Below are 22,364 nucleotides of genomic sequence, written 5' to 3' on the forward strand. Positions count from 1 at the left end.
TGGATCGGTCGTGATCGGTCATGATCGGTCGGCGGGCTTCGTCGGCGACGGAGACATCCGCCGGGGCCGGAGCGTCGGGGTGGCAGCGGGATTCGTTCGGTCAGGGCGCCTCCGCGGTGTCGGCGGGCCGCTCGCCGGCGCCCGGTGCGCCGGCGCGGGTCACGAGGGCCCGCAGGGCGCGGAACCAGGTCTCCGCCAGGTCATGGACCGACTCCTCGGGCAGGACGCCGGGAGCGAAGGTCCAGTGCGCGGAGAGTTCGGGTCCGGTGGGGAGGTCCTCGGTCAGGGCGTTGACGGTCAGGGCGTGGGACAGCGGCATCTCCGGATCGCCGTCCAGGTCGGCGGCGTCGTCCTCGGGGGCGTACGACCAGTCGGTGGCCTCGGGGACACCGAACCGTCCCATGTAGTTGAACTCGACCTGAGGTGAGCCGAGGCGGGCCAGCGCGGGGCCGGTGGCCGGATTGAGGTGGCGCAGCAGACCGTGTCCCACGCCGGCGGCGGGCAGAGCGGCGAGGTGATCGCGGACGCGTGCCAGGGCCGTGTCGAGCGCGGGTCCGCCCACGAGGGCGTCGGCCAGGTCGAGGGGGCCGGGGTCGAGCCGTACCGGAACGACGCTGGTGAACCAGCCGACGGTGCGGGACAGGTCGGCGTTGCCGGCGAGTTCCTCCTCGCGGCCGTGGCCCTCCAGGTCCACGAGCACCCCGCCGGTGCCGTCGCCGTCCTCGTCGTGCCGGGTGCGCCAGTCGGCGACGGCCACCGCGAGGCCGGTCAGCAGGACGTCGTTGACGGTCGCGCCGAGGACGCTCGGTACCCGGCCCAGCAACGGCGTGGTGACGTCGGCGGGCAGGGTGAGGGACAGGTTCCGCGCGGTGGCGGTGACATCGAGCCGCGGGTCGAGCGGGCGGGTCGTGGGGAGCGGAGGGGCGTCGGCCAGGATCGCGGTCCACAGCGGGAGTTCGTCCTCGCGGGCCGGGTCGGCGGCCCGTTCGGTGAGCAGCCGTGACCAGCGGCGGAACGACAGGTCGACGGGGGCGAGGGCCGGGGTGCGGCCCTCGGTGGTGTCCTGCCAGGCGGCGGCGAGGTCCGGCAGCAGGATGCGCCAGGACACGCCGTCGACTACCAGGTGGTGGACGAGCAGGAGCAGCCGTCCGGGGACGCCGGGCCCGGCGTCGAACCAGACGCCCTGCACCATGCGCCCGGCGTCCGGGTCGAGCCGGTCCTGCGCGGCGCGGGCGTGCCGGCTCACCGTGGCGCGCAGGGCGGTCTCGTCGGCGCCCACGACGTCGGCCCGTACGAGCCAGGAGGCCGCGTCGACGCTGCCGGGCGCGGGTACCCGGAGCGACCATGTCTCGGCGCCGTCGGTGGTGGCCCGCTCCAGGCGTGCCCGCAGCAGGTCGTGCCGGTCGGTCACGGCCTGGAGAAGCACGTGAAGTGTGGCCAGGTCCAAGGTGGCGGGCGTCTGGACGAACGCCACCTGGTGGTAGCCGGCCATCGGGCCGCCGAGTTCCCGCAGGGCGTGCATGATCGGGGTCAGGGGCACGGTGCCCGAGCCGTCGTCGTGCGCCGGACGGCCGGCGTCCGGGCCCGACGCGACGGCGACGGCGGCCAGTGCGGCGACCGTACGGTGCTGGAAGACCTGGCGCGGGGTGATCCGCAGTCCGGCGGCGCGCGCCCTGCTGACGAGTTCCATGGCGACGATGCTGTCGCCGCCGAGGGCGAAGAAGTCGTCCTCGGCGCCGGCCTCGGGGAGCCCGAGGACGTCGGCGAAGTGGGTGCACAGCGTGTGTTCCAGGGCGTTCTCCGGTCCCCTGCCGCCGGCCGTGCGGGTGAACTCGGGTGCGGGCAGGGCCTTGCGGTCGAGTTTGCCGTTGGCGAGCAGCGGCAGTCCGTCGAGGACCAGGACGGCGGCCGGGACCATGTAGTCCGGGAGCACGGCGGCGACGTGGGCGCGCAGGGCGGCCAGGTCCGGGGCGGGGGCGCCTTCGGCGGGCACGACGTAGGCGGCCAGTTGCTTCACCCGGGGGCGGTCCTCGCGTGCGACGACGACGACCTGTCCGACCTGCTCGTGGCCGTCCAGTACGGCCTCGATCTCGGCGAGTTCGACCCGGAAGCCGCGGATCTTGACCTGGTCGTCGGCGCGTCCGAGGTAGTCGAGCTGTCCGTCCTCGTTCCAGCGGGCGAGGTCGCCGGTGCGGTACATCCGGGTGCCGGGCGGACCGAAGGGGTCGGCGACGAAACGGTCGGCGGTGAGGTCCGGGCGCCCGAGGTAGCCGCGGGCCAGCCCCTGCCCGGCGAGGTACAACTCGCCGGAGACACCGGGGAGTACGGGGCGCAGTGCGGCGTCCAGGACGTAGGCGCGGGTGTTGCCGACGGGGCGGCCGACGAGCGGCCGGCCGCTCTCGCCGACACGGGCGGCGAGCGCGTCGACGGTGGCCTCGGTGGGTCCGTAGAGGTTGAACGCGGTGGTGGACCTCAGGGCGGCCAGTTCGCTCCAGAGAGCGTCGGGCACGGCCTCGCCGCCGACGCCGACGACCGCGAGCGGGCACTCGCCGTCCTTGATCAGGCCGGTGTCGGCCATCTGCGCGAGGAACGACGGTGTGACCTCGATGAAGTCCAGCTCCTCGGCGCGGATCGCCGCGGCGGTCAGTTCGGGGTCGCGCCGGGTCTCGTCGTCGAGGATGTGCAGGGCGTGCCCGTCGAGCAGCCACAGCTGTGGCTGCCAGGAGGCGTCGAAGGAGAAGGACCAGGCGTGGCCGACACGGAGCCGGCGCCGGCCGGTGGTCTCCTTGGCGAGGTCGTGCAGGCTGCGCCGGTGGCTGTGGAACAGGTTGACGACGCTGCGGTGGCAGACGACGACCCCCTTGGGGCGGCCGGTGGAGCCGGAGGTGTAGATGACGTAGGCCGGGTGGTCCGGGTCCGGCCCCGACGGCAGGTCGCCGGCGGTCCGGGCCGCCGTCCGGGCGACGGTGTCCGCCGCGTCCAGTGCCAGCCGGGGCACGTCGCTGTCCGGGAGGTGCGCGGCCAGGGCCTCGGTGGTGAGGACGAGGCGGGGCCGGGCGTCGTCGAGCATGGCGAGGACGCGGTCGGCGGGGAGGTCCGCGTCGACCGGGAGGTAGGCCGCGCCCGCCTTCATGACCGCGAGGATCGCGAGCAGGAAGTCCGCCGTGCGCGGCAGGGACAGGGCGACGATCTGCTCGGGTCCCGCGCCGTGTTCGGCCAGTACCCGGGCGAGCCGGTTGGCACGCTCGTTGAGTTCGGCGAAGGTCCAGGTGACGGGGCCCGCTACGACGGCGATCGCGTCGGGTGCCTCGGCCGCCCGCGCCTCGAAGAGGGCGGGGACGGTCGCCGGCGTGCCGGGGGCGACGGGCAGGGCGGTGTCGTTCCAGGTCTCCAGGACGGTGTCACGATCGTGGGGGGTGAGGAGGTCGACGCGGCCGAGGGGCTGGTCGGCGTCGGTGGTCATCGCCTCGAAGAGGAGCACCATCGCGGCGCAGATCCGCTCGACCAGCGCCGGAGCGAACAGGTCGGTGCGGTACTCGGCGGTGAGGGTGAGCCGCTCCGCGGGCTCGACGGCCCAGGTGAACGGGTAGTGCGTCGAGTCCTGGTGGTCGCGCGTCCCGGTGCGCAGCCCCTCGTCGGCACCGAGCCCGGGTCCGTCTGCGGCGGGGTAGGACTCGAAGACGACGAGACTGTCGAACAACTCGCCCAGGGCGGCCTGTCGTTGGATGTCGGAGAGTCCGACGTGCTGATGGGCGATCAGCTGTGACTGCTCGTCCTGGAGGCGGTCGAGGAACGCGGTCGCCGGCTCCCGGTCGTCGACCCGGACCCGTACGGGCACGGTGTTGATGAACAGCCCGATCATCGACTCGACCCCGGCGAGTTCCGGTGGCCGTCCGGAGACGGTGGCGCCGAAGACGACGTCCGTGCGTCCGGTGAGCCGGGACAGGAGCACACTCCAGGCACCCTGGACCAGGGTGTTGAGCGTGAGGCCGCGTGAGCGGGCCAGGGTGGTGAGGGCGTCGGTCAGGTCGCGGGTGAGCAGGGTGGTGCGGGTCGCGGGCACCGCCGGCGCGCGATGGGGGTCGGCGGCGACGAGATGGGTGGGCTCCTCCAGCCCGTCCAGCGCCCGGGTCCACGCGGCGGCGGAAGCCTCGGCGTCCTGGCGGCCGAGCCAGGCGAGGTAGTCGCGGTACGGGGCCGGGGCGGGGAGTTCCCTGCCCGCGTACAGCTCGGACAGTTCGCGGGTCACCAGGGGGACGGACCAGCCGTCGAGGAGCAGGTGCTGGTGGGACAGGACCAGTCGGTGCGCCTCGGGGCCGACCTTGACCAGCATCAGACGCAGGAGCGGCGGCTCCGCGGGGTCGAAGCGGCGGCGCTCCTGCGCGAGGCAGCGGGTCCACCGCTCCTCGCGGGTGTTCTCGTCCGTTTCGGAGAGGTCGACGTGACGCCAGGGCAGCACGACCGTGCGGGGCACGACGGCGACGGGACGGCCCGAGGCCAGGTAGCGGAAACCGGCGCGCAGATGGCCGTGCCGGTCGAGCAGTGCCTGCCCGGCGCGGCGGAGCCGTTCGGTGTCGAGCGGGCCTTCGAGGTCCTGGGAGACCTGCACGGTGTAGACGTCGGGTCCGTCGTCGCCCGAGTCGAAGGCCGCGTGGAACAGCAGGCCCGCCTGGAGCGGCGACAGGGGCAGCACCTCGGCGGCACCGAGGGCGGACAGTTCGGCGCGCTCCTCGTCGGTGAGGGCGGTGAACAGTTCGGCGTCGGAGGAGGCGTTCGGGGCGCCCCCCAGGTCGGCGGCGACGGCGGCCAGCGCGGCGGCCGTCTTGTGCCGGAACACGTCGCGCGGGCTGATCGCGAGGCCGGCGGCCCGGGCCCTCGCGACGAGTTGCATCGCCACGATGCTGTCGCCGCCCAGACTGAAGAAGTCGTCCTCGACACCGACCCGTTCCAGACCGAGGACGTCGGCGACCAGGCCGCACAGGGCCTCCTCGCGCGGGGTGCGCGGCCGGGTGTCCGTGGTGGCGGCCGCGAAGTCGGGTGCGGGAAGGGCCTTCCGGTCCAGCTTGCCGTTCGGCGTGAGCGGCAGCGCGTCGAGCGGCACGACGGCGGCCGGGACCATGTGCTCGGGCAGTACGGCGGCGGTGTGGGTGCGCAGCTCCGCCGGGTCGGGTGTGCGCCCCGGGGCCGGGACGACGTAGGCGACCAGCCGCTGTTCGCGAGCGATGACGCAGGCGTGGGCGACCGTGTCGTGACGGGTGAGGGCGGCTTCGATCTCGCCGGGTTCGACGCGGAACCCGCGGATCTTGACCTGGTCGTCGGTGCGTCCGAGGTAGTCGACCTCACCGTCCGCGGTCCAGCGGGCGAGGTCGCCGGTGCGGTACATGCGGGTGCCGGGCGCGCCGTACGGGTCGGCGACGAAACGCTCGGCGGACAGGCCCGGACGGTCGAGGTATCCGCGGGCGAGCTGGACGCCCGCGAGGTACAACTCCCCTGCCACGCCGGGCGGTACGGGGCGCAGGGCGTCGTCCAGGACGTACAGGCGCGTGTTCCAGACCGGGCGCCCGATCGGGACGGTTCCCGCGCCCGGCGCCACGTGGGCGGCGGTGACGTCGACGGACGCCTCGGTCGGGCCGTACAGGTTGTGCAGTTCGGCGGGGAGCAGGGCGTGGAAGCGGTCGGCCAGGTCGGCGGGCAGGGCCTCGCCGCTGCACAGGACGCGGCGCAGCCCGGTGCAGCCGGCGGCCGCGGGTTCGTCGAGGAAGGCGCGGAGCATCGACGGGACGAAGTGGGCGGTGGTGACGGCCTCTTCCCGGATCAGCGTGGCGAGGTAGGCCGGGTCCTTGTGGCCCTCCGGGCGGGCGACGACGAGGGTCGCCCCGGTGATCAGGGGCCAGAAGAACTCCCACACCGACACGTCGAAGCCGGCGGGGGTCTTCTGCAGGACGCGGTCGGCGCCGGTCAGCGCGTACGTCCCCTGCATCCACAGCAGCCGGTTGACGATCCCCTCCTGCGGCACCACCACGCCCTTGGGGCGGCCCGTGGAACCGGAGGTGTAGATGATGTAGGCCGGATGCAACGGGTCGTAGGATCCCGGCAGTTCGCCCTCGGGGCCGTCGGGCAGGGCACCGTCGACGACGTACACCGGGCGGGCGTCCTCCAGCATGAGGGCGCGGCGCTCCGGCGGGTGGTCCGCGTCGAGCGGCAGATAGGCCGCGCCGGTGCGGTGGACCGCGAGGAGGGCGACGACGAGGTCCGCGGAACGCGGCAGCGCGACCGCCACCGTGCGTTCGGGTCCGGCGCCCAGACCGGCGAGAACGCGGGCGGCGCGTTCGACCCGGTCGTCCAACTCCGCGTAGGTGAGGCGCTGTTCGCCGAAGACGAGCGCGGGCGCGCCGGGGGTCCGGGCGGCCTGGGCGCGGAAGAGTTCCGGCAGGGTCGTCGGCGGTACCTGGTGCGCGGTGTCGTTCCACCGCTCGACGACGAGCGCCCGCTCGGGTTCGTCCAGCACGTCCAGGTCCCGGATCGGACGGCCGGGGTCGGCGGCGACCTGGTGCAGCAGCCGGACCAGGCGCCGCCCGAGCCGTTCGGCGGTGGCGTGGTCGAAGAGGTCGGCGCTGTACTCGATCCAGCCCTGGATGCCCGCGCCCTCGCCCTGTTCGACGAAGTCGAAGCTGAGGTCGAACTTGGCGCTCTGCTGTCCCAGCGGTTCGCGTCGGACGGTCAGGCCGAGCAGGTCCGGGGTGCTGCCGGGCTCGCCGAGGTGGACGACCATCACCTGGAAGAGCGGGTGCCGGGCCAGCGAGCGCTGCGGGTTGAGCGCCTCGACGAGCCTTTCGAACGGCAGGTCCTGGTGCTCGTAGGCCGCCAGGGCGGTCTCCCGCACCCGGCGCAGGAGTTCGGTGAAGCCGGGGGCGCCGGACAGGTCGGTGCGCAGCACCAGCGAGTTGACGAAGAAGCCGACCAGACCCTCCAGTTGCTCGTCGGCACGGCCCGAGACGGGCGCGCCGAGCGGGATGTCGTCGCCCGCGCCGTGCCGGTGCAGCAGGGCGGCCACGGCGGCTTGGACGACCATGAACATGCTGGCGCCCTCCGCGCGGGCAAGGTCGCGCAGGGCTCGTTCCAGTTCCGGCGGGAGGGTGAAGCCGACGGTGCCGCCGACGTGGCCGGACTCGCGGGGGCGCGGACGGTCGGTGGGCAGCACGAGTTCCTCGGGCAGGCCGCGCAGCCGCTCGGTCCAGTGGGCGAGCAGGTCGGCGCCGCCGGCCGCGAGGAGTTCCTCCTGCCAGAGGGTGTAGTCGGCGTAGGTCGCCGGCAGCGGGGCCCAGTCGGGCGCGTTCCCGGCGGTGCGGGCCGCGTAGGCCGCGCTCAGGTCGGCGAGCAGGGGCCGGTCGGACCACTCGTCGGTGGCGATGTGGTGCAGCACGAGCAGCAGGACGTGCTCGTCCGGTCCGGTCTCGGCCAGGGTGGCGCGCAGGGGTGGTTCGGTGGCCAGGTCGAAGGGCCGGGCGGCGGTCTCGGCGAGCCGGTCGGCGGGTTCGGTGGCGATGGTGACCCGTGCCTGCGCGGGGTCGAGGATGTGCTGGTGGGGCAGGCCGTCGGCGTCGGCGGGGAAGACCGTGCGCAGGGTGGCGTGCCGGGTGACGAGGTCGCCCAGCGCCGCTTCGAGGGCGGGGCGGTCGAGCGTGCCGGTGAGCCGCCAGGCGCTGGGGATGTTGTAGGCCGGGGTGGCGCCGTCCACCTGGTGGAGCAGCCACAGGCGGCGCTGGGCCGAGGACAGGGGCAGCCGCTCGGGGTGGCGCCGGTGGGCGGTGAGGGCCGGACGGTCGGCGTTCGCCGCCTCGTCCAGACGGGCGGCGAGGCGGGCCGCGGTCGGCGCGTCGAAGACCGTGCGCAGGGACAGCTCGGCGTCGAGGGCGGCGCGGACCCGGCTGATCAGGCGCATGGCGAGCAGCGAGTGGCCGCCGAGTGCGAAGAAGTCGTCGTCGATGCCGACGCGGTCCACGCCGAGGACGGCGGCGAACAGTTCGCAGAGCACCTCCTCGCGCGGGGTGCGCGGCAGGCGGCCGCCGATGGCCTCGGTGAGGTCGGGTGCGGGCAGGGCGGCGCGGTCCAGCTTGCCGTTGATCGTGCGGGGCAGCGCGGGGAGGGGGACGAAGGCCGCGGGCAGCATGTGCTCGGGCAGTCCGGCCGCGAGGTGGGCGCGCAGCTCCGCCGGGTCCGTGGTGGCGGACGCGGCGGGCACGACGTAGGCGACGAGCCGTGGTGTGCCGGGGGTGTCCTCGCGGACGACGACGGCCGCGGCGGCGACCGACGGATGGGTGGTGACGGCGGACTCGATCTCGCCGAGTTCGATGCGGAAGCCGCGGAGCTTGACCTGTTCGTCGGCGCGGCCGAGGAACTGCAGGGTGCCGTCGGAGCGTCGCCGGGCGAGGTCTCCGGTGCGGTACATGCGGGTGCCGGGCGCGCCGTACGGGTCCGCGGTGAAGCGTTCGGCGGTGAGAGCGGGACGGCCGAGGTAGCCGCGGGCCAGGCCCTCGCCCGCGAGGTACAGCTCGCCGGGCACCCCCACGGGTGTGGGGCGCAGCCGGTCGTCGAGGACATGGGCGCGGATGTTGTCGAGCGGCGCGGCCCAGGCGGCGCGGCCTGTTCCACCGCCGTGCCAGCCGTACGCGTCCACGGCGCACTCGGTGGGCCCGTACAGGTCGTGCGCGGCGGTGCCGGGAAGGGCGTCGAGCCGCTGCCACAGGGCCGCCGGGGTGGCCTCTCCGCCGACGGCGAGGACGGCGGGGACCCGGCTGCCGGGGGCGAGGAATCCGTGGTGGAGCAGTTCGCGCAGATAGGTCGGGGTGAGGTCGACGAAGTCGATGCGGCGGTCGTCCAGCAGCGTGAGCAGGGCCGCCGGGTCGAGCAGGGTCGCCTCGTCGGCGATGTGCAGTTCGTGTCCGGCGAGCAGCCAGAGCAGCGGTTCCCAGGATCCGTCGAAGCTGAAGGAGGCGGCGTGGACGGCGCGCAGGACGGCGCGGCCGGTGTCCTCGACGGCGGGTGCGATCAGGTCGCGCAGGTGGGAGGCGAACAGGTTGCCGAGCCCGCGGTGGGTGCCGACGACGCCCTTGGGGGTGCCGGTGGAGCCCGAGGTGTAGATGGTGTACGCGGCGGCCTGGGGGTGGCAGCCGATGGCAGGGGCTGCGGGGGCGGACGGCAACGGGCCGTCGAGGAGCAGCCGTTCGAGCCCGGCCCGTTCGGGAATCCGGTCCGTGAGGTCCGCGGTGGTCAGCAGGCAGACCGGTGCCGCGTCGCCGAGCATGAACTCCAGGCGGTGGGCGGGGTGGTCGGGGTCGAGAGGCAGGTAGGCGGCGCCCGCGCGGAGCACCCCGAGGATCGCGGGCACCATCGCGTGCCGGGGCAGGGCGAGGGCCACCACGGCGCCTTCGCCGGCGCCGTGCGCGAGCAGCAGGGCGGCCACGGCGTCGACGCGGGCGGACAGTTCGGCGAAGGACAGGGATCCGGCGGCGGTGACCAGGGCGGTGCGGCCGGGGTGTGCCGCGGCCGTGGCGGCGAGGAGCTCGGGCACCGACCGCGTCTCCACCGGGTGGGCGGTGTCGTTCCAGGCGTCGGCGGCGGCCGAGCGTTCGTCCTGCGTGAGGAGGTCGAACGACGTGAGCGGCAGGTCGGGGGCGTCGGCGGTCCGGCGCAGCAGCAGGAGGAGCCGTTCGGCGAGGAGCGCGGCGGTGTCCGGGTCCACCAGGTCGGTGGCGTACTCCAGCAGCAGGGCCACCCGTCCGCCGGTGCCCTCGTCGACGAAGGTGAAGTCGAGGTCGAACTTGGCCGTGCCGGTGTCCATGCCGGTCCACTCGGTGGGCAGGCCCAGCAGGTCGGGGTCGCCGTCGGGACGATAGTGGTAGCCGAGCATGACCTGGAAGAGCGGGTTGCGGCCGGCCACGCGGGGCGGGTTGAGGGCTTCCACGACCCGGTCGAAGGGGAGGTCCTGGTGCTCGAAGGCCGCGAGGTCGGATTCCTTGACCCGCGCCAGCAGTTGACGGAACGTCAGATCGGTTCCGGACACGTCGGTGCGCAGGACGAGCGTGTTGACGAAGAAACCGACGAGGTCGTCGAGCGCGCTGTCGGTGCGGCCCGCGATGGGAGCGCCGAGCGGGATGTCGTCGCCCGCGCCCAGCCGGTGCAGCAATGCGGCCGTGGCGGCCTGGAACAGCATGAACATGCTGGTGCCGGTCGTTCCGGCCAGTGCCCTGAGTGCCTCGCCGACCTCGCCGGACAGTTCCCGGCGCAGGGTGGCACCGCGTCCGGTGGGCTCGGCGGGGCGGGGACGGTCCAGGGGAAGGGCCAGTTCCTCGGGCAGGCCGCGCAGCGCCCGGGTCCAGTGGTCGAGCTGCCGCTCGCCGACCTGTTCCAGGAGGTCGGCCTGCCAGAGCGTGTAGTCGGCGTACTGCACGGGCAGCGGCGCGAGGCCGGGCTCGGCGCCGGAGGTCCGGGCCGTGTACGCGGCGTCGAGGTCGGCGAGGAACGGCCGGTCGGACCACTCGTCGGTGACGATGTGGTGCAGCACGAGAGCGACCACGCAGTCGTCGTACGAGCCGTCGGTCGGGGCGTCCGTGCCCCCGTCCGGCAGCGGACCGGGACGGGAGTCATCCGCGGCGCCCGTGCCCGGCGTGTCCAGCATGTCCGGGGTGATGCGGAACACCGTGGCCCGCAGCGGGAGTTCGGTCGCCAGGTCGAAGGGGTCCCGCTGGGCGGCCTCGATCAGCGCGGGCAGTTCGGCCTCCGCGCAGTCGGTCACGGTGAACGGGAACCGTGCCTCGCCGGCGGCGAGGACGCGCTGGTGGGGTTCGCCGTCGTGCTCCCCGAAGACCGTGCGGAGCGACTCGTGGCGGGCCACCACGTCGTGCAGGGCCCGGCGCAGCGCCGTGATGTCGAGCGTGCCGCGCAGGCGGAAGACCAACGGGAAGTTGTAGGCGACTCCACCGCCGGTGATCCGCTCCACCAGCCACAGTCGGCGCTGGGCGGCGGAGAGCGGGATGCGGTCGGGCCGGTCGGTGACGGGCGTGACGGCCGGGCGGGCGGGCCGGCCGCCGTCCGCGCGGGCGGCGAGCAGTTCGGGGGTGGGCGCCTCGAAGAGGTCGCGGATCGCCAGTTCGGCGCCCAGCTCGGTGCGGGCACGGCTGATCAGCCGGGTGGCGAGCAGGGAGTGGCCGCCCAGGTCGAAGAAGGCGTCCTCGGCGCCGACTTCGGGCAGGCCGAGCACCTCGGCGAACAGGCGGCAGAGCACCTCCTCCTGCGGGGTGCGCGGGCCGCGTCCGGTGCCGAGCGCGACGGCGGGCTCCGCGTCGGGCAGCGCGCGGACGTCCAGCTTGCCGTTGTCGTTCATGGGCAGCCGGTCGAGGGTGACGAAGGCGGCCGGGACCATGTACTCGGGCAGTTGTGTCTTCAGGTCCTCGCGGACCCGCCGGACGAGGGCGTCCGCGTCACGGGCGGCCGTCGGGGCGTTGGCGTACGGCGGCTCGCCGCCGCCCGGCCGGTACAGTCCGGCGGTCACCCGGACGTTCCGGGCCGCTCCGCCCGATCGGGTGCGGTCCTCGTCCTCGCCCGCGCGATCGGCCGACGTATTCCGGACGAACACCGCCTCGTAGCGTCCGAGTTCGCACGACCAGGTGGTGAGCACCCGGTATCCGAGCGAGGCCCCCAGCGCGTGCAGTTCCTCGGGGTCGTCCACTCCCCCGCCGGTGATCGTGCCGCCGGGACGGCGTCCCTGGTCGAGAGCGCGCTGCGCGGCCAGCTCTCCGGCCGTACGCGCGTCCGGCACTCCGGTGACCCGCAGGCACTCCGGGTTCTCCTCCCGCAGCCGTGTCCCGACGACCTCGGCGGTGGACCAGCCGACGGCCGGGGCCGCCCCGAGGTCGAGCGGATCGGCTCCCTCGCGGTAGAGGACGGCGTCGTAGCGGTGCCGGGTGAGTTCGTTGTGGTGGTGTCCGCGCTTGGTCCGCAGGTCGACGCCGTGCCCGAGGGTGGTGAAGTAGTCCGGGTCGACGAGGAGTTCCTTCTCCAGCCGCAGACCGCGCTCGGCGGCCTTCCGCACGGCCTCGGGGTCGGCGTCGTCCGTCGCCCGGGTGAGCTGGATCGCGGTGTGGAAAGTGCGGGCGAGCCGCGGGTTGCGGACGTCGCCGACGAACAGGGCGCCGCCGGGCCGCAGCAGACGCATGGCGCCCTCGACGACGTCGGTGAGGTAGTCGATGCCGGGGAAGTACTGGACGACGGAGTTGATGACGACGGTGTCGAAGAAGTCCTCGGGCAGTCCGTCGGTGTCGTGGGCGGGCGCGCACCGCAGCTCGACCTTCGCCGCCAACTCGGGTTCGCGCAGCAGGTCTTCGCGGAGCTTGCGGATCACGGGGGCGGCGAAGTCGGTGGCCCAGTAGGCCTCGGCGTCGGGTGCCAGCCGGGACAGCAGCAGACCGGAGCCGACGCCGATCTCCAGGACGCGGCGCGGGCCCAGTTCGCGGATGCGGGCGACGGTCCGCTCACGCCAGTCGCTCATCTCCTCGAAGGGGATGGGCTCTCCGTCGTAGCTGCTGTCCCATCCGGCGTAGTCCTCGGTGAAGAGGGCGGTGCTGATCCGCTCGTACTCGTCGGAGTAGACGTCCTGCCACTCCCCGACGTGGGCCGCGGCGACGGACCGCTGTTCCTCGCCGGAGCGTTCGGCGGGCACGACGTAGCCGATGAGGCGCTGGGTGCCGGGGGCGGTCGCGTCGTCGCGCGCGACGACGGCGGCCTGGGCGACCTGGGGGTGCTGGGCGAGGGCGGTCTCGATCTCGCCGAGTTCCACGCGGTAGCCGCGGATCTTGACCTGGTCGTCGGTGCGGCCGAGGAAGTCGAGGTTGCCGTCGGCGCCGCGGCGGACGAGGTCGCCGGTGCGGTACATGCGCTCGCCGGGCTCTCCGAACGGGTCGGCGACGAAGCGCTCCGCGGTCAGTCCCGCCCGGTCCAGGTAACCGCGGGCCAGCCCGATCCCGGCGATGTACAGCTCGCCGGGCACACCGTCCGGCACCGGCCGCAGCCAGGCGTCGAGGATGTGGGCCCGGGTGCCGCGGATGGGCCGGCCGACCGTGGGGGTGGCGCTGTCGAGGGTGCCGCCGCCGAGCGTGTTGATCGTGTACTCGGTCGGGCCGTACAGGTTGTAGCCGTAGGTGCCGTCGGTGTCCCGGAGCCGGTTCCAGACCGTCTCCGAGACCGCCTCGCCGCCGAGCAGTACGAGCGGCGGCCGGTGCCCCTCCAACAGGCCCTGCTCCATGAGGAGATGCGCGTACGTGGGGGTCACGTTCACGACGTCGACACGGTGCGCGTCGCAGTACGCGACGAGCGCCTCGGCGTCGCGCCGCAGCTCCTCGTCGCAGATGTGCACCTCGTGTCCCTCGACCAGCCAGAGCAGCTCCTCCCACGACATGTCGAAGGCGAAGGAGACCGTGTGGGCGATCCGCAGGCGCCGGCCGCCGGCCGAGGCGATGGCGGGGGCGAAGATCTCCTTCTGGTGGTTGAGCTGCATGTTCGTCAGTCCGCGGTACGGCGTGACGACGCCCTTGGGGCGGCCGGTGGAGCCGGAGGTGTAGATGACGTAGGCCGGGTGCTCCAGGCTGAACCCTCGGCGGGCGAACTCGGCCGGAAGGGACGCCAGTTCGTCGGCCACGGCGGGATCGTCCAGCAGGACACGGGCGGTGTCGGGCGCGGCCGCGGTGAGGCGGGCGGAGACCGCGGCGGTGGACAGCAGCAGGACGGGCCGGGCGTCGTCGAGCATCGTCGCGAGCCGGTCGTCCGGGTGATCGAGTTCGAGCGGCAGGTACGCGGCGCCCGTGCGCAGGACGGCGAACAGGGCGACGACCATGTCCAGTGAGCGGGGCAGGCCGAGGGCGACGACCCGTTCGGGCGCGGCACCGCGGGCCAGCAGGAGCTGAGCCGTCCGGTTGATGCGCGTGTCCAGTTCGGCGTACGTGAGGGTGGTGTCGCCGAAGACGAGGGCGACGGCGTCGGGGGTCGCGGCGGCCTGGGTGGCGAGCAGGTCGGCGACGGTGTCCTCGGGCACCGGGACGCGGCTCGCCGCGTTCTCCCGGGTGAGCGCCGTGCGCTCGGCGGGCAGGAGCGGGTCGAGGCTCCCCACGGGGGCGTCCAGGTCGTCGCCGAGCCGTTCGAGGAGCAGCGTGAAGCGGCCGAGGAGCGCCTCGGCCCGCGGGCGGTCCACCACGTCGGGCCGGTGGGCCAGCATGACCTGGATGTGGTGCCCGGGCGTCACGACGAGGTTCACCGGGTAGTGCGTGGCGTCCACGTTGGCGACGGCGGTGGCGCCGTGCCGCTCGGCCAGTTCGGCGAGCCTTTCCTCGGTGTCACTGTTGCGCAGCACGAAGAGGGTGTCGAAGAGGCGCCGGTGACCGGTCTCGGCCTGGAGGACACCGAGTCCCAGGTACTCGTGGGGCATCACCGCGAGGCGTTCGTCCTGGACCCGGCGCAGCAGGTCCAGGACCGGCTCGGCGGGGTCGTAGGCGATGCGGGCGGGCACGGTGTTGAGGAACATGCCGATGACGTGCTCGATGTCCGGTACCTCGCTCGGGCGGCCGGCGACGGTGGTGCCGAAGACGACGTCGGTGCGTCCGGTGGCGGAGGCGAGGGTCAGGCCCCAGGCGGCGGTCAGCACCGAGTTGAGGGTGAGGCCGTGCCGCCGGGCGGCGTCCCGCAGCCGTTCGCCGAGTTCCGGCGCGAGGACCGCGTCGAGCCGTTCCGGGATGTCCGGTTCGAGGCCCGCGTCGTTGGCGGCGAGGAGCGTGGGCTCGTCCAGTCCGGCGAGCGCGCTGCGCCAGGCGCCGGTCGCGACCTCGGTGTCCTGCGCCTCCAGCCAGGTCAGGTAGTCGCGGTACGAACCGGGCGCGGGCAGGCCGGTCGCGTCGCCGCCGGACGCGTACAGGGCGAAGAGCTGATCGAGGAAGACCCAGGCCGACCAGCCGTCCCACAGCAGGAGGTGACGGCCGACGACCAGGCGGTCGCCGCGGTCGGCGCCGAGCCGGACGATGAGCATGCGGAAGAGCAGCGGGCGGGTCAGCTCGAAGCGCCGGGTGCGTTCGGCGTCCATCAACTCGGCCAGCCGGGTGTCCTGTTCGGCGGCGGGCAGGCCCGAGAGGTCGACCTCTTCGAGGGGGATCCGCGGATCGCGGACGATGAACTGCACCGGCTGGCGCAGTCCGTCGCTGGTGAATCCGGCGCGCAGGCTCGGGTGGCGCTCCAGCAGCACCCGCACCGCGGTGCGCAGTCGCTCCGCGTCGAGCGGGGTCGCGAAGTCGAAGGACTCGTGGACGGTGTAGACGTCCAGTGCGCCGTCGTCGTACGTGGAGTGGAAGAAGAGGCCTTCCTGGAGCGGTGCCAGCGGCCAGATGTCCTCGACCGGTCCGGGGCTGAGCCGGTGGACGCGCTCGGTCTCCTCGGCGGTGAGGGCGAAGGCGGAACGCAGCGCGCGGCGCGCCGGTTCGGTGCTGCCGGCCGCCGCGGCGAGCGCGGCGGGCGTGCGGTGTTCGAAGACGTCGCGGGGGTTCAGCTCAAGGCCGGCCCGGCGGGCGCGGCTGGAGACGCCGATGGAGGAGATGCTGTCGCCGCCGAGCAGGAAGAAGTCGTCGTCGATGCCGACCTCGTCGAGCCTGAGGACCGCCGCGAAGATCTCGGTGAGGGCGCGCTCGCGGTCGTCGCGCGGGGCGCGCGCCTCCGCCCGTACCGTGCGCGGGGCGGGCAGTGCGGCCCGGTCGAGCTTTCCGCTCGGCGTCAGCGGCAGGGCGTCCAGGACGACACACGCGCCGGGCACCATGGGCGCGGGCAGTGAGGCGGCGAGCGCGGCCAGCAGACCGGAGGGGTCGGGGGCGGCACCGCGGGCGGGGACGACGTAGGCGACGAGGGTGGTGCCGGCGACGGTGACGGCGGCCTGCGCGACGGCGGGTTCGCGGTTCAACGCGGCTTCGATCTCGCCGAGTTCGACGCGGTTGCCGCGGATCTTGACCTGCCGGTCGGTGCGCCCCAGATACTCGATGACGCCGTCGGCGCGGCGGCGCACCAGGTCGCCGGTGCGGTACATGCGGGTGCCGGGACCGCCGTAGGGGTCGGCGGCGAAGCGTTCGGCGGTCAGGGCGGGCCGGGCGTGGTAGCCACGCGCCAGCTGGACTCCCGTCAGGTACAGCTCGCCGGGGACGCCGGACGGAACCGGGCGCAGGCAGCTGTCGAGCACCCGGAGTCCGGTGTTCCAGACGGGGCGGCCGATGGGCACGGTGGTGTCGGGTGTGCCGTCGAAGCGGTGGTGGGTGACGTCGACGGCGGCCTCGGTGGGCCCGTACAGGTTGTGCAGGGGTACGCCGGTGAGGTCGTGCCAGCGGGCGGCGGCGGCGCCGGGCAGGGCCTCACCGCTGCTGAACACCTGGCGCAAGGAGGCGGCCCAGCCGGGATCGGCGGTGATCTCCTCGGACTGGAGGAAGGCTTCCAGCATCGAGGGCACGAAGTGCAGGGCGGTGACGCCCTGTTCACGGATGAGATCGGCGAGGTAGGCGGGGTCGCGGTGGCCGTCGGGCCGGGCGAGCACGACGGCGGCGCCCTCGCACAGCGCCCAGAAGAACTCCCAGACGCTGACGTCGAAGCTGGCCGGAGTCTTCTGGAGTACGCGGTCGTCGGCGGTGAGACCGTACTGGCCCTGCATCCAGGCGAGGCGGTTGACGACGGCCCGGTGGGTGACCACGACGCCCTTGGGGAGGCCGGTGGAGCCGGAGGTGTAGATCAGGTAGGCCGGGTCGTCGGGGCCCGCCGGTACCGCCGGGTCCACGGTCGTCGCTCCGGCGGGGGCGTCGACGAACAGCTCGGTGAGTCCGGGCACCGACGGCAGACGGGGGGCCGTGCTGGTGTGCGTGACGACCGTGGTGGCCCCGGAGTCGGTGAGCATGTGGGCGACGCGGTCGGCCGGGTAGTCCATGTCGACGGGGAGGTAGGCGGCGCCGGACTTGAGCACGCCGAGCAGGGCGACCATGAGGTCGGCGGAGCGCGGTACCGCGACCGCGACGACGGCGTCCGGCGCGGCGCCGCGGGCGCGCAGCCGGCTCGCCAGCTCGGCCGCCCTGAGATCGAGTTCGCGATAGCTGAGGGTCTCGTCCTCGAAGACGACCGCGAGGGCGTCGGGGGTGCGGGCGACCTGGGCCTCGAAGGCGGCGGCGAGCGTGGTGTCCGGGACGAGGACGCGGGGGCCGGACGGGTGCGCCTCGGCCGCCTCCGGCGCCGGCAGCAGGTCGAGGGCGGCGACGGACTGTCCCGGGTCGGTGGCGAACGCTCCCAGGATGCGGGTGAGGCGGTCCGCGACGCGCCGCACGGCCTCGGTGTCGAGGCGCCGGGTGTGGTGCTTGAGGCGCAGGTCGAGGCGGCGGCCCGGCTTGACGATGAGGGCGAGCGGATAGTGGACGGTGTCCAGGAAGTCGTGTCCGGTGAGGTGGAGCGTGCCGGACGGGTCGGTGAGCCCGGTGGCCGCCGGGTAGTTCTCGAGGACGACGAGGGTGTCGAAGAGCTCCCCGCTGCCCGCGTGGCCGGCGAGCCGCTGGATCTCGGCGAGGCCGAGGTGCTGGTGGTCGAGGAGCCGGGACTGCTCGTCCTGGAGGCGGCCGAGCAGCGCGGCGAGGGTGTCGGAGGGCTCCCAGCGGAACCGGGTGGGAAGCGTGTTGATGAGGAGACCGACCATGAACTCGATGCCCTCGACCTCGGCGTCGCGGCCGGAGACCGTGGTGCCGAACACGACGTCCTGCCCGGCGGTGAGCCGGCCGAGCAGCAGCCCCCAGGCGCCCTGCACGACGGTGCCGAGCGTGACGCCCAGTTCGCGCGCTCGGGCCGTCAGCCGGGCGGTGACCTGTTCGGAGAGCTCCACACGGACCTGGGCGGGTTCGACGGGGCGGCCGTCGGCGGGCGTGTCGACGAGACGGGTGGGTTCCTCGATCCCGGCCAGCGCGGTGCGCCATCCCTCGCGGGCCGCTTCGGCATCCGCTCCGGCCAGCGCCCGCAGATACGCACCGTAGGGCGCGACCTCGGGCAGGGCGGCCGGGGAGTCTCCGTAGGAGGCCATCAGTTCCCGGTGCAGCACGGGCAGGGACCAGCCGTCAGCAACGATGTGATGAAAGGTGAGCAGCAGCCTGCTGCGGCCCCCGGCGAGGCGGACGAGCGCGCAGCGCATCAGCGGCGGCCGGGCGAGGTCGAAACGGCGGGCGCGCTCGTCGGCCGCCACCGCGTCGGCGAGCGGGGCGGCGACCTCCGCGTCCTGGGCGGAGAGATCCACCTCTCGCCAGGGGAGCTCCACCCCGGTGGCGACGATCTGCACGGGCCTGCCGTCGGGGAGCGGGCGGAAGCAGGAGCGGAGCGGGGCGTGGCGGTCCAGGACGCGCTGGGCGGCCCGGCGCAGCAGGCCGGTGTCGACGGGGCCTGCCAGGTCGAGGGCCTGCTGCACGACGTAGGTGTCGGGGCCGTTGCCGTCGACGACGGAGTGGAAGTAGAGCCCTTCCTGGAGCGGGCTCAGCGGGAGTGTGTCCTCGACGGCGAGGGGGCGCTCGCCCTGGAGGGCGTCGCGGTCGCTCCCGGTCAGGTCGAGCAACGGAGCGACGTCCGCCTCCGCCGTGCGATCCGTCCGCTCGACGGCGGCCTCGGCGAGCGCGGCGACGGTGCGGTGCCGGAAGACGTCGCGGGAGCTGAGACGCAGTCCCGTCCTGCGGGCCCGGACGAGGAGCTGGATGGCGGTGATGCTGTCGCCGCCGAGGGCGAAGAAGTCGTCGTCGATGGTGACCGCGCCCACGCCCAGCACATCGGCGTAGGCGGAGCACAGCGACTCCTCGCGGGCGTCGCGCGGCGGGCGGCCCGAGCTGAGGGCGGCGTAGTCGGGGGCGGGCAGCGCGGCGGCGTCGAGTTTGCCGCTGGGGGTGACCGGGAGGCGGTCGAGGGGGACGAGCGCCGCGGGCACCATGTACTCGGGGAGCTGCCCGGCGACGTGCGAACGCAGTTCCTTCATCAGGGAGTTGACGTCGCGGAAGGGTGCGGGCCGGTTGGCCCGAGGGACGGTGCCAGCGGGCTCGTAGTGTCCGGCGAGCGGGGTCCCGTCGGGCGCGAACAGGACGTCGAGGCTGCCGTCGGTGGAGGTGCCGTTCCAGGTGACGACGACCTGGTGGCCGTGCCGGGCGCCGAGCGCGTGGAAGGCCTCCGGGTCGGGGGCGTCGGCGGGCGCGGGGGTGCGGCTGCTGTCGTCGAGGGCCGTCAGGGCGGCCAGGTCCTCCGTGAGCCGGGCGTTGGGCACACCGGTGACGCGGAGCGGGGTCCGGCGGTCGGCGATCAGCGCGTCGAGGGCGTCGAGGGCGTCGAGGGCGCGCAGTTCGGACCAGGCGACGGCGTGCGGCGCGGTGGCGGTGCGGACGTCCGGTCCTGCCGTCGTGGCGGTGGCGGACCGCTTGCGCAGCACGACGTCGTAGCGGTACCGGGTCAGTTCGTTGTGGTGGCTGCCGCGCTTGACGCGGATGTCGGCGTCGAAGCCGTCGAGTGCGGCGAAGAAGTCGGGGTCCAGGAGGAGTTCGCCCTCCCAGGCCATGGACCGTTCCACCGCGGTGCGCAGGGTCTTGCGGTCCTGGGGGCCGGTGGCACGGCGGGTCTCCACGGCGGCGCGCAGGCAGCTCAGCAGGCGGGCGTTGCGGACGTCGCCGACGAAGAGGCTGCCGCCCGGGGCGAGGAGTTCTCCCGCGGCGCGGAGCACGTCGGCGAGGTAGTCGGCGCCGGGGAAGTACTGCGCGACGGAGTTGAGGACGATCGTGTCGAAGTGGTCGCGGGGCAGGCCGGTGGTGTCGTGGGCGGGGCGGGCGTCGAGCCGGACCCGGTCGGCGAGGCCGTCCACCGCCTCCACCTGGGTCCGCAGGGCGCGAACCGCCTCCTCGGAGAGGTCGGTGCCCCGGTACTCGACGCAGTCGGGTGCCACGCGGGAGAGGATCAGTCCGCTGCCGACACCGATCTCCAGGACGCGGCGCGGGGCCAGTTCACCGATGCGGGTGATGGTCGCCTCGCGCCACTCCCGCATCTCCTCGACGGGGATGGGCAGGCCGTCGTACATGCTGTTCCAGCCCGCGAAGTTCTCGCGGAAGGCGGCGGACGGGCCGGCCTCGTCCGCGACGGTGTCGCGGTCGCCCTCGGCACCCGCCGCGGAGTAGAGGAGTTCGTGGAGGTCCTTCCACTCCTGGACCCGCTCGCCGTCGTCGCCTCCCGTTCCGGTCTCCAGGGAGGGCACGACGTAGGCGGCGAGTCTGCGGTCGCCGGGCCGGTCCTCGCGGATGACGACGGCGGCCTGGTCGACCGCGGGGTGGGCGCGGAGCACGGACTCGATCTCGCCGGGTTCGACTCGGAAGCCGCGGATCTTCACCTGGGCGTCGGCGCGCCCGAGGAACTCCAGGCGCCCGTCGGACTTCCAGCGCACGAGGTCGCCGGTGCGGTAGAGGCGTTCGCCGGGCGCCCCGAAGGGGTCGGCGACGAAGCGCTCGGCCGTCAGGTCGGGCCGTCCCAGGTAGCCGCGGGCCAGTCCGGCGCCGCCGAGGTACAGCTCGCCCGCGACACCGGCCGGGACGGGCTTCAGCCGGGCGTCCAGGACATGGGCGCGGGTGCCCGGGTCGGGGACACCGATGGGCACGATGGTGCCGGCGGGGGTGTCGGGGTCGCACAGGCCGAGGGTGGAGTTGGTGGTGGCCTCGGTGGGCCCGTACGCGTTGAACATCATCCTGCCGCGCGCGTACCGGCCGACGAGTTCGGGCGAGACGCGCTCGGTCCCCGCCAGCAGGGTGGCGGGCGGGAGTTCGACGTCCTCGGGCATCGCGGCGAGCAGGGCCGGCGGGAGGATCATGAAGGTGATGCCGTGGGCGTGGGCGTGGTCGGCGAGCGGCGCGCCGGGCACCCGCAGTTCGGTGGGGACGACGACGAGCCGGCCGCCGGAGAGCAGGCCGAGGCACAGGTCCCAGAAGGCGACGTCGAAACTCGGTGAGGCGAACTGGAGGACCCTGCTGTGCGGTCCGATCCCGAACCGCTCGGTCTGGGTGGCCACCAGTTTGGCGACGCCGGCATGGGAGAGCACAACGCCCTTGGGGCGGCCGGTGGATCCGGAGGTGTAGATGACGTAGGCCGCGCCGGCGGTCTCCAGCGGCCCGCGGTCCGCGGTCCCCGGGTCGTGGACCGGGTTCGCGGCCAACTCCCGCGCGGTGGACGGTTCGTCGAGGACGACCCGGTCCATACCTGGGCAGGGAGGGACGTCGTCGGTCACGTCCGCGGTGGTGATCAGGCAGGCGGGACGGGCGTCGGCCAGCATGTACGCGATGCGGTCGGCCGGGTAGTCGGTGTCGAGGGGGAGATAGGCGGCCCCCGCCTTGAGCACCGCGACCTCGGCGACGATCAGTTCGGCGGAGCGGGGCACCGCCAGCGCCACGACGCGCTCCGGTCCGGCCCCCCGTGCGATCAGGGTGTGGGCCAGGCGGTTGGCGTGCTCGTCGAGTTCGGCGTACGTCAGCCGGGTGTCCTCGAAGACGAGCGCGACGGCGTCCGGGCGCAGGCGGACCTGTTCGGCGAACATCTCCGGCCAGGTGCGGACGGGCACGTCGTGGCCGGTGTCGTTCCACTCCTCCAGGATGCGTCGGCGCTCCTCGGCGCCGAGCAGTTCGAGTTCGCCGACGGGCGTGTGGGGCCGTGCGAGGGCGTCGGCCAGCAGGGTCGTGAAGTGGCCGGCGACGCGGTGCGCCGTGCTGTCCTCGAAGAGGTCGTGACGGTAGGTCAGCCGCACCTCTCCCGGAACTGTTTCGAGTGTCAGGTCCAGCGGGGCGCCGGTTCGGTCGGCCGGTGTCGCCTCCTGGTCCGCCGTCGCGCCTGGATCCGTACGGAACTCCGTGTTGAACAGGAGGCCGCCGCCACGGGTCGGCTCCGGGTGCAACTGGGCGATGAGTGACGGGAGTTCGACGCGGTGGGTGCGCGCCTCCGTGATCGCGGCGGCCACCCGCTCCACCAGCGCGGAGAAGTCGGTACCGCCGTCGAACCCGATCCGGAGCGGAAGTCCGTCGTACCCGACGGTGATGTCGTGCGCCCCGCCGTACCGGTGCAGCAGGGCGACGAAGGCGGACAGCAGGGTCGCCTCGTCGGCCGTGCCCGCCCACGCCCGGCTCACCACACGGCGCTCGCCGCCCGGACCGGCCGGGTAGGGGAAGTCGACGGGCAGCGCGGCCTCTTGGGGAAGCGGGTCGAGCCGCCGGCGCCAGTAGGCCGCCGCCACACCGTCGTCGATGCCAGACACACGATCTTCGATA

Annotated in this window: 1 protein-coding gene; it reads right to left on the minus strand. The window is 74.0% G+C overall.

Annotation, left to right across the window (positions count from 1 at the left end):
* Positions 1 to 100 precede the first annotated feature (100 nt).
* On the minus strand, positions 101 to 22,351 hold the full coding sequence (locus B0675_RS28675; protein ID WP_081222506.1) for a non-ribosomal peptide synthetase: 22,251 nt from the start codon (positions 22,349 to 22,351) through the stop codon (positions 101 to 103).
* Between the last annotated feature and the right edge of the window lie 13 nt (positions 22,352 to 22,364).

It is taken from the genome of Streptomyces sp. M41(2017) (genome assembly GCF_002078175.1).
Classification (GTDB): Bacteria; Actinomycetota; Actinomycetes; order Streptomycetales; family Streptomycetaceae; genus Streptomyces.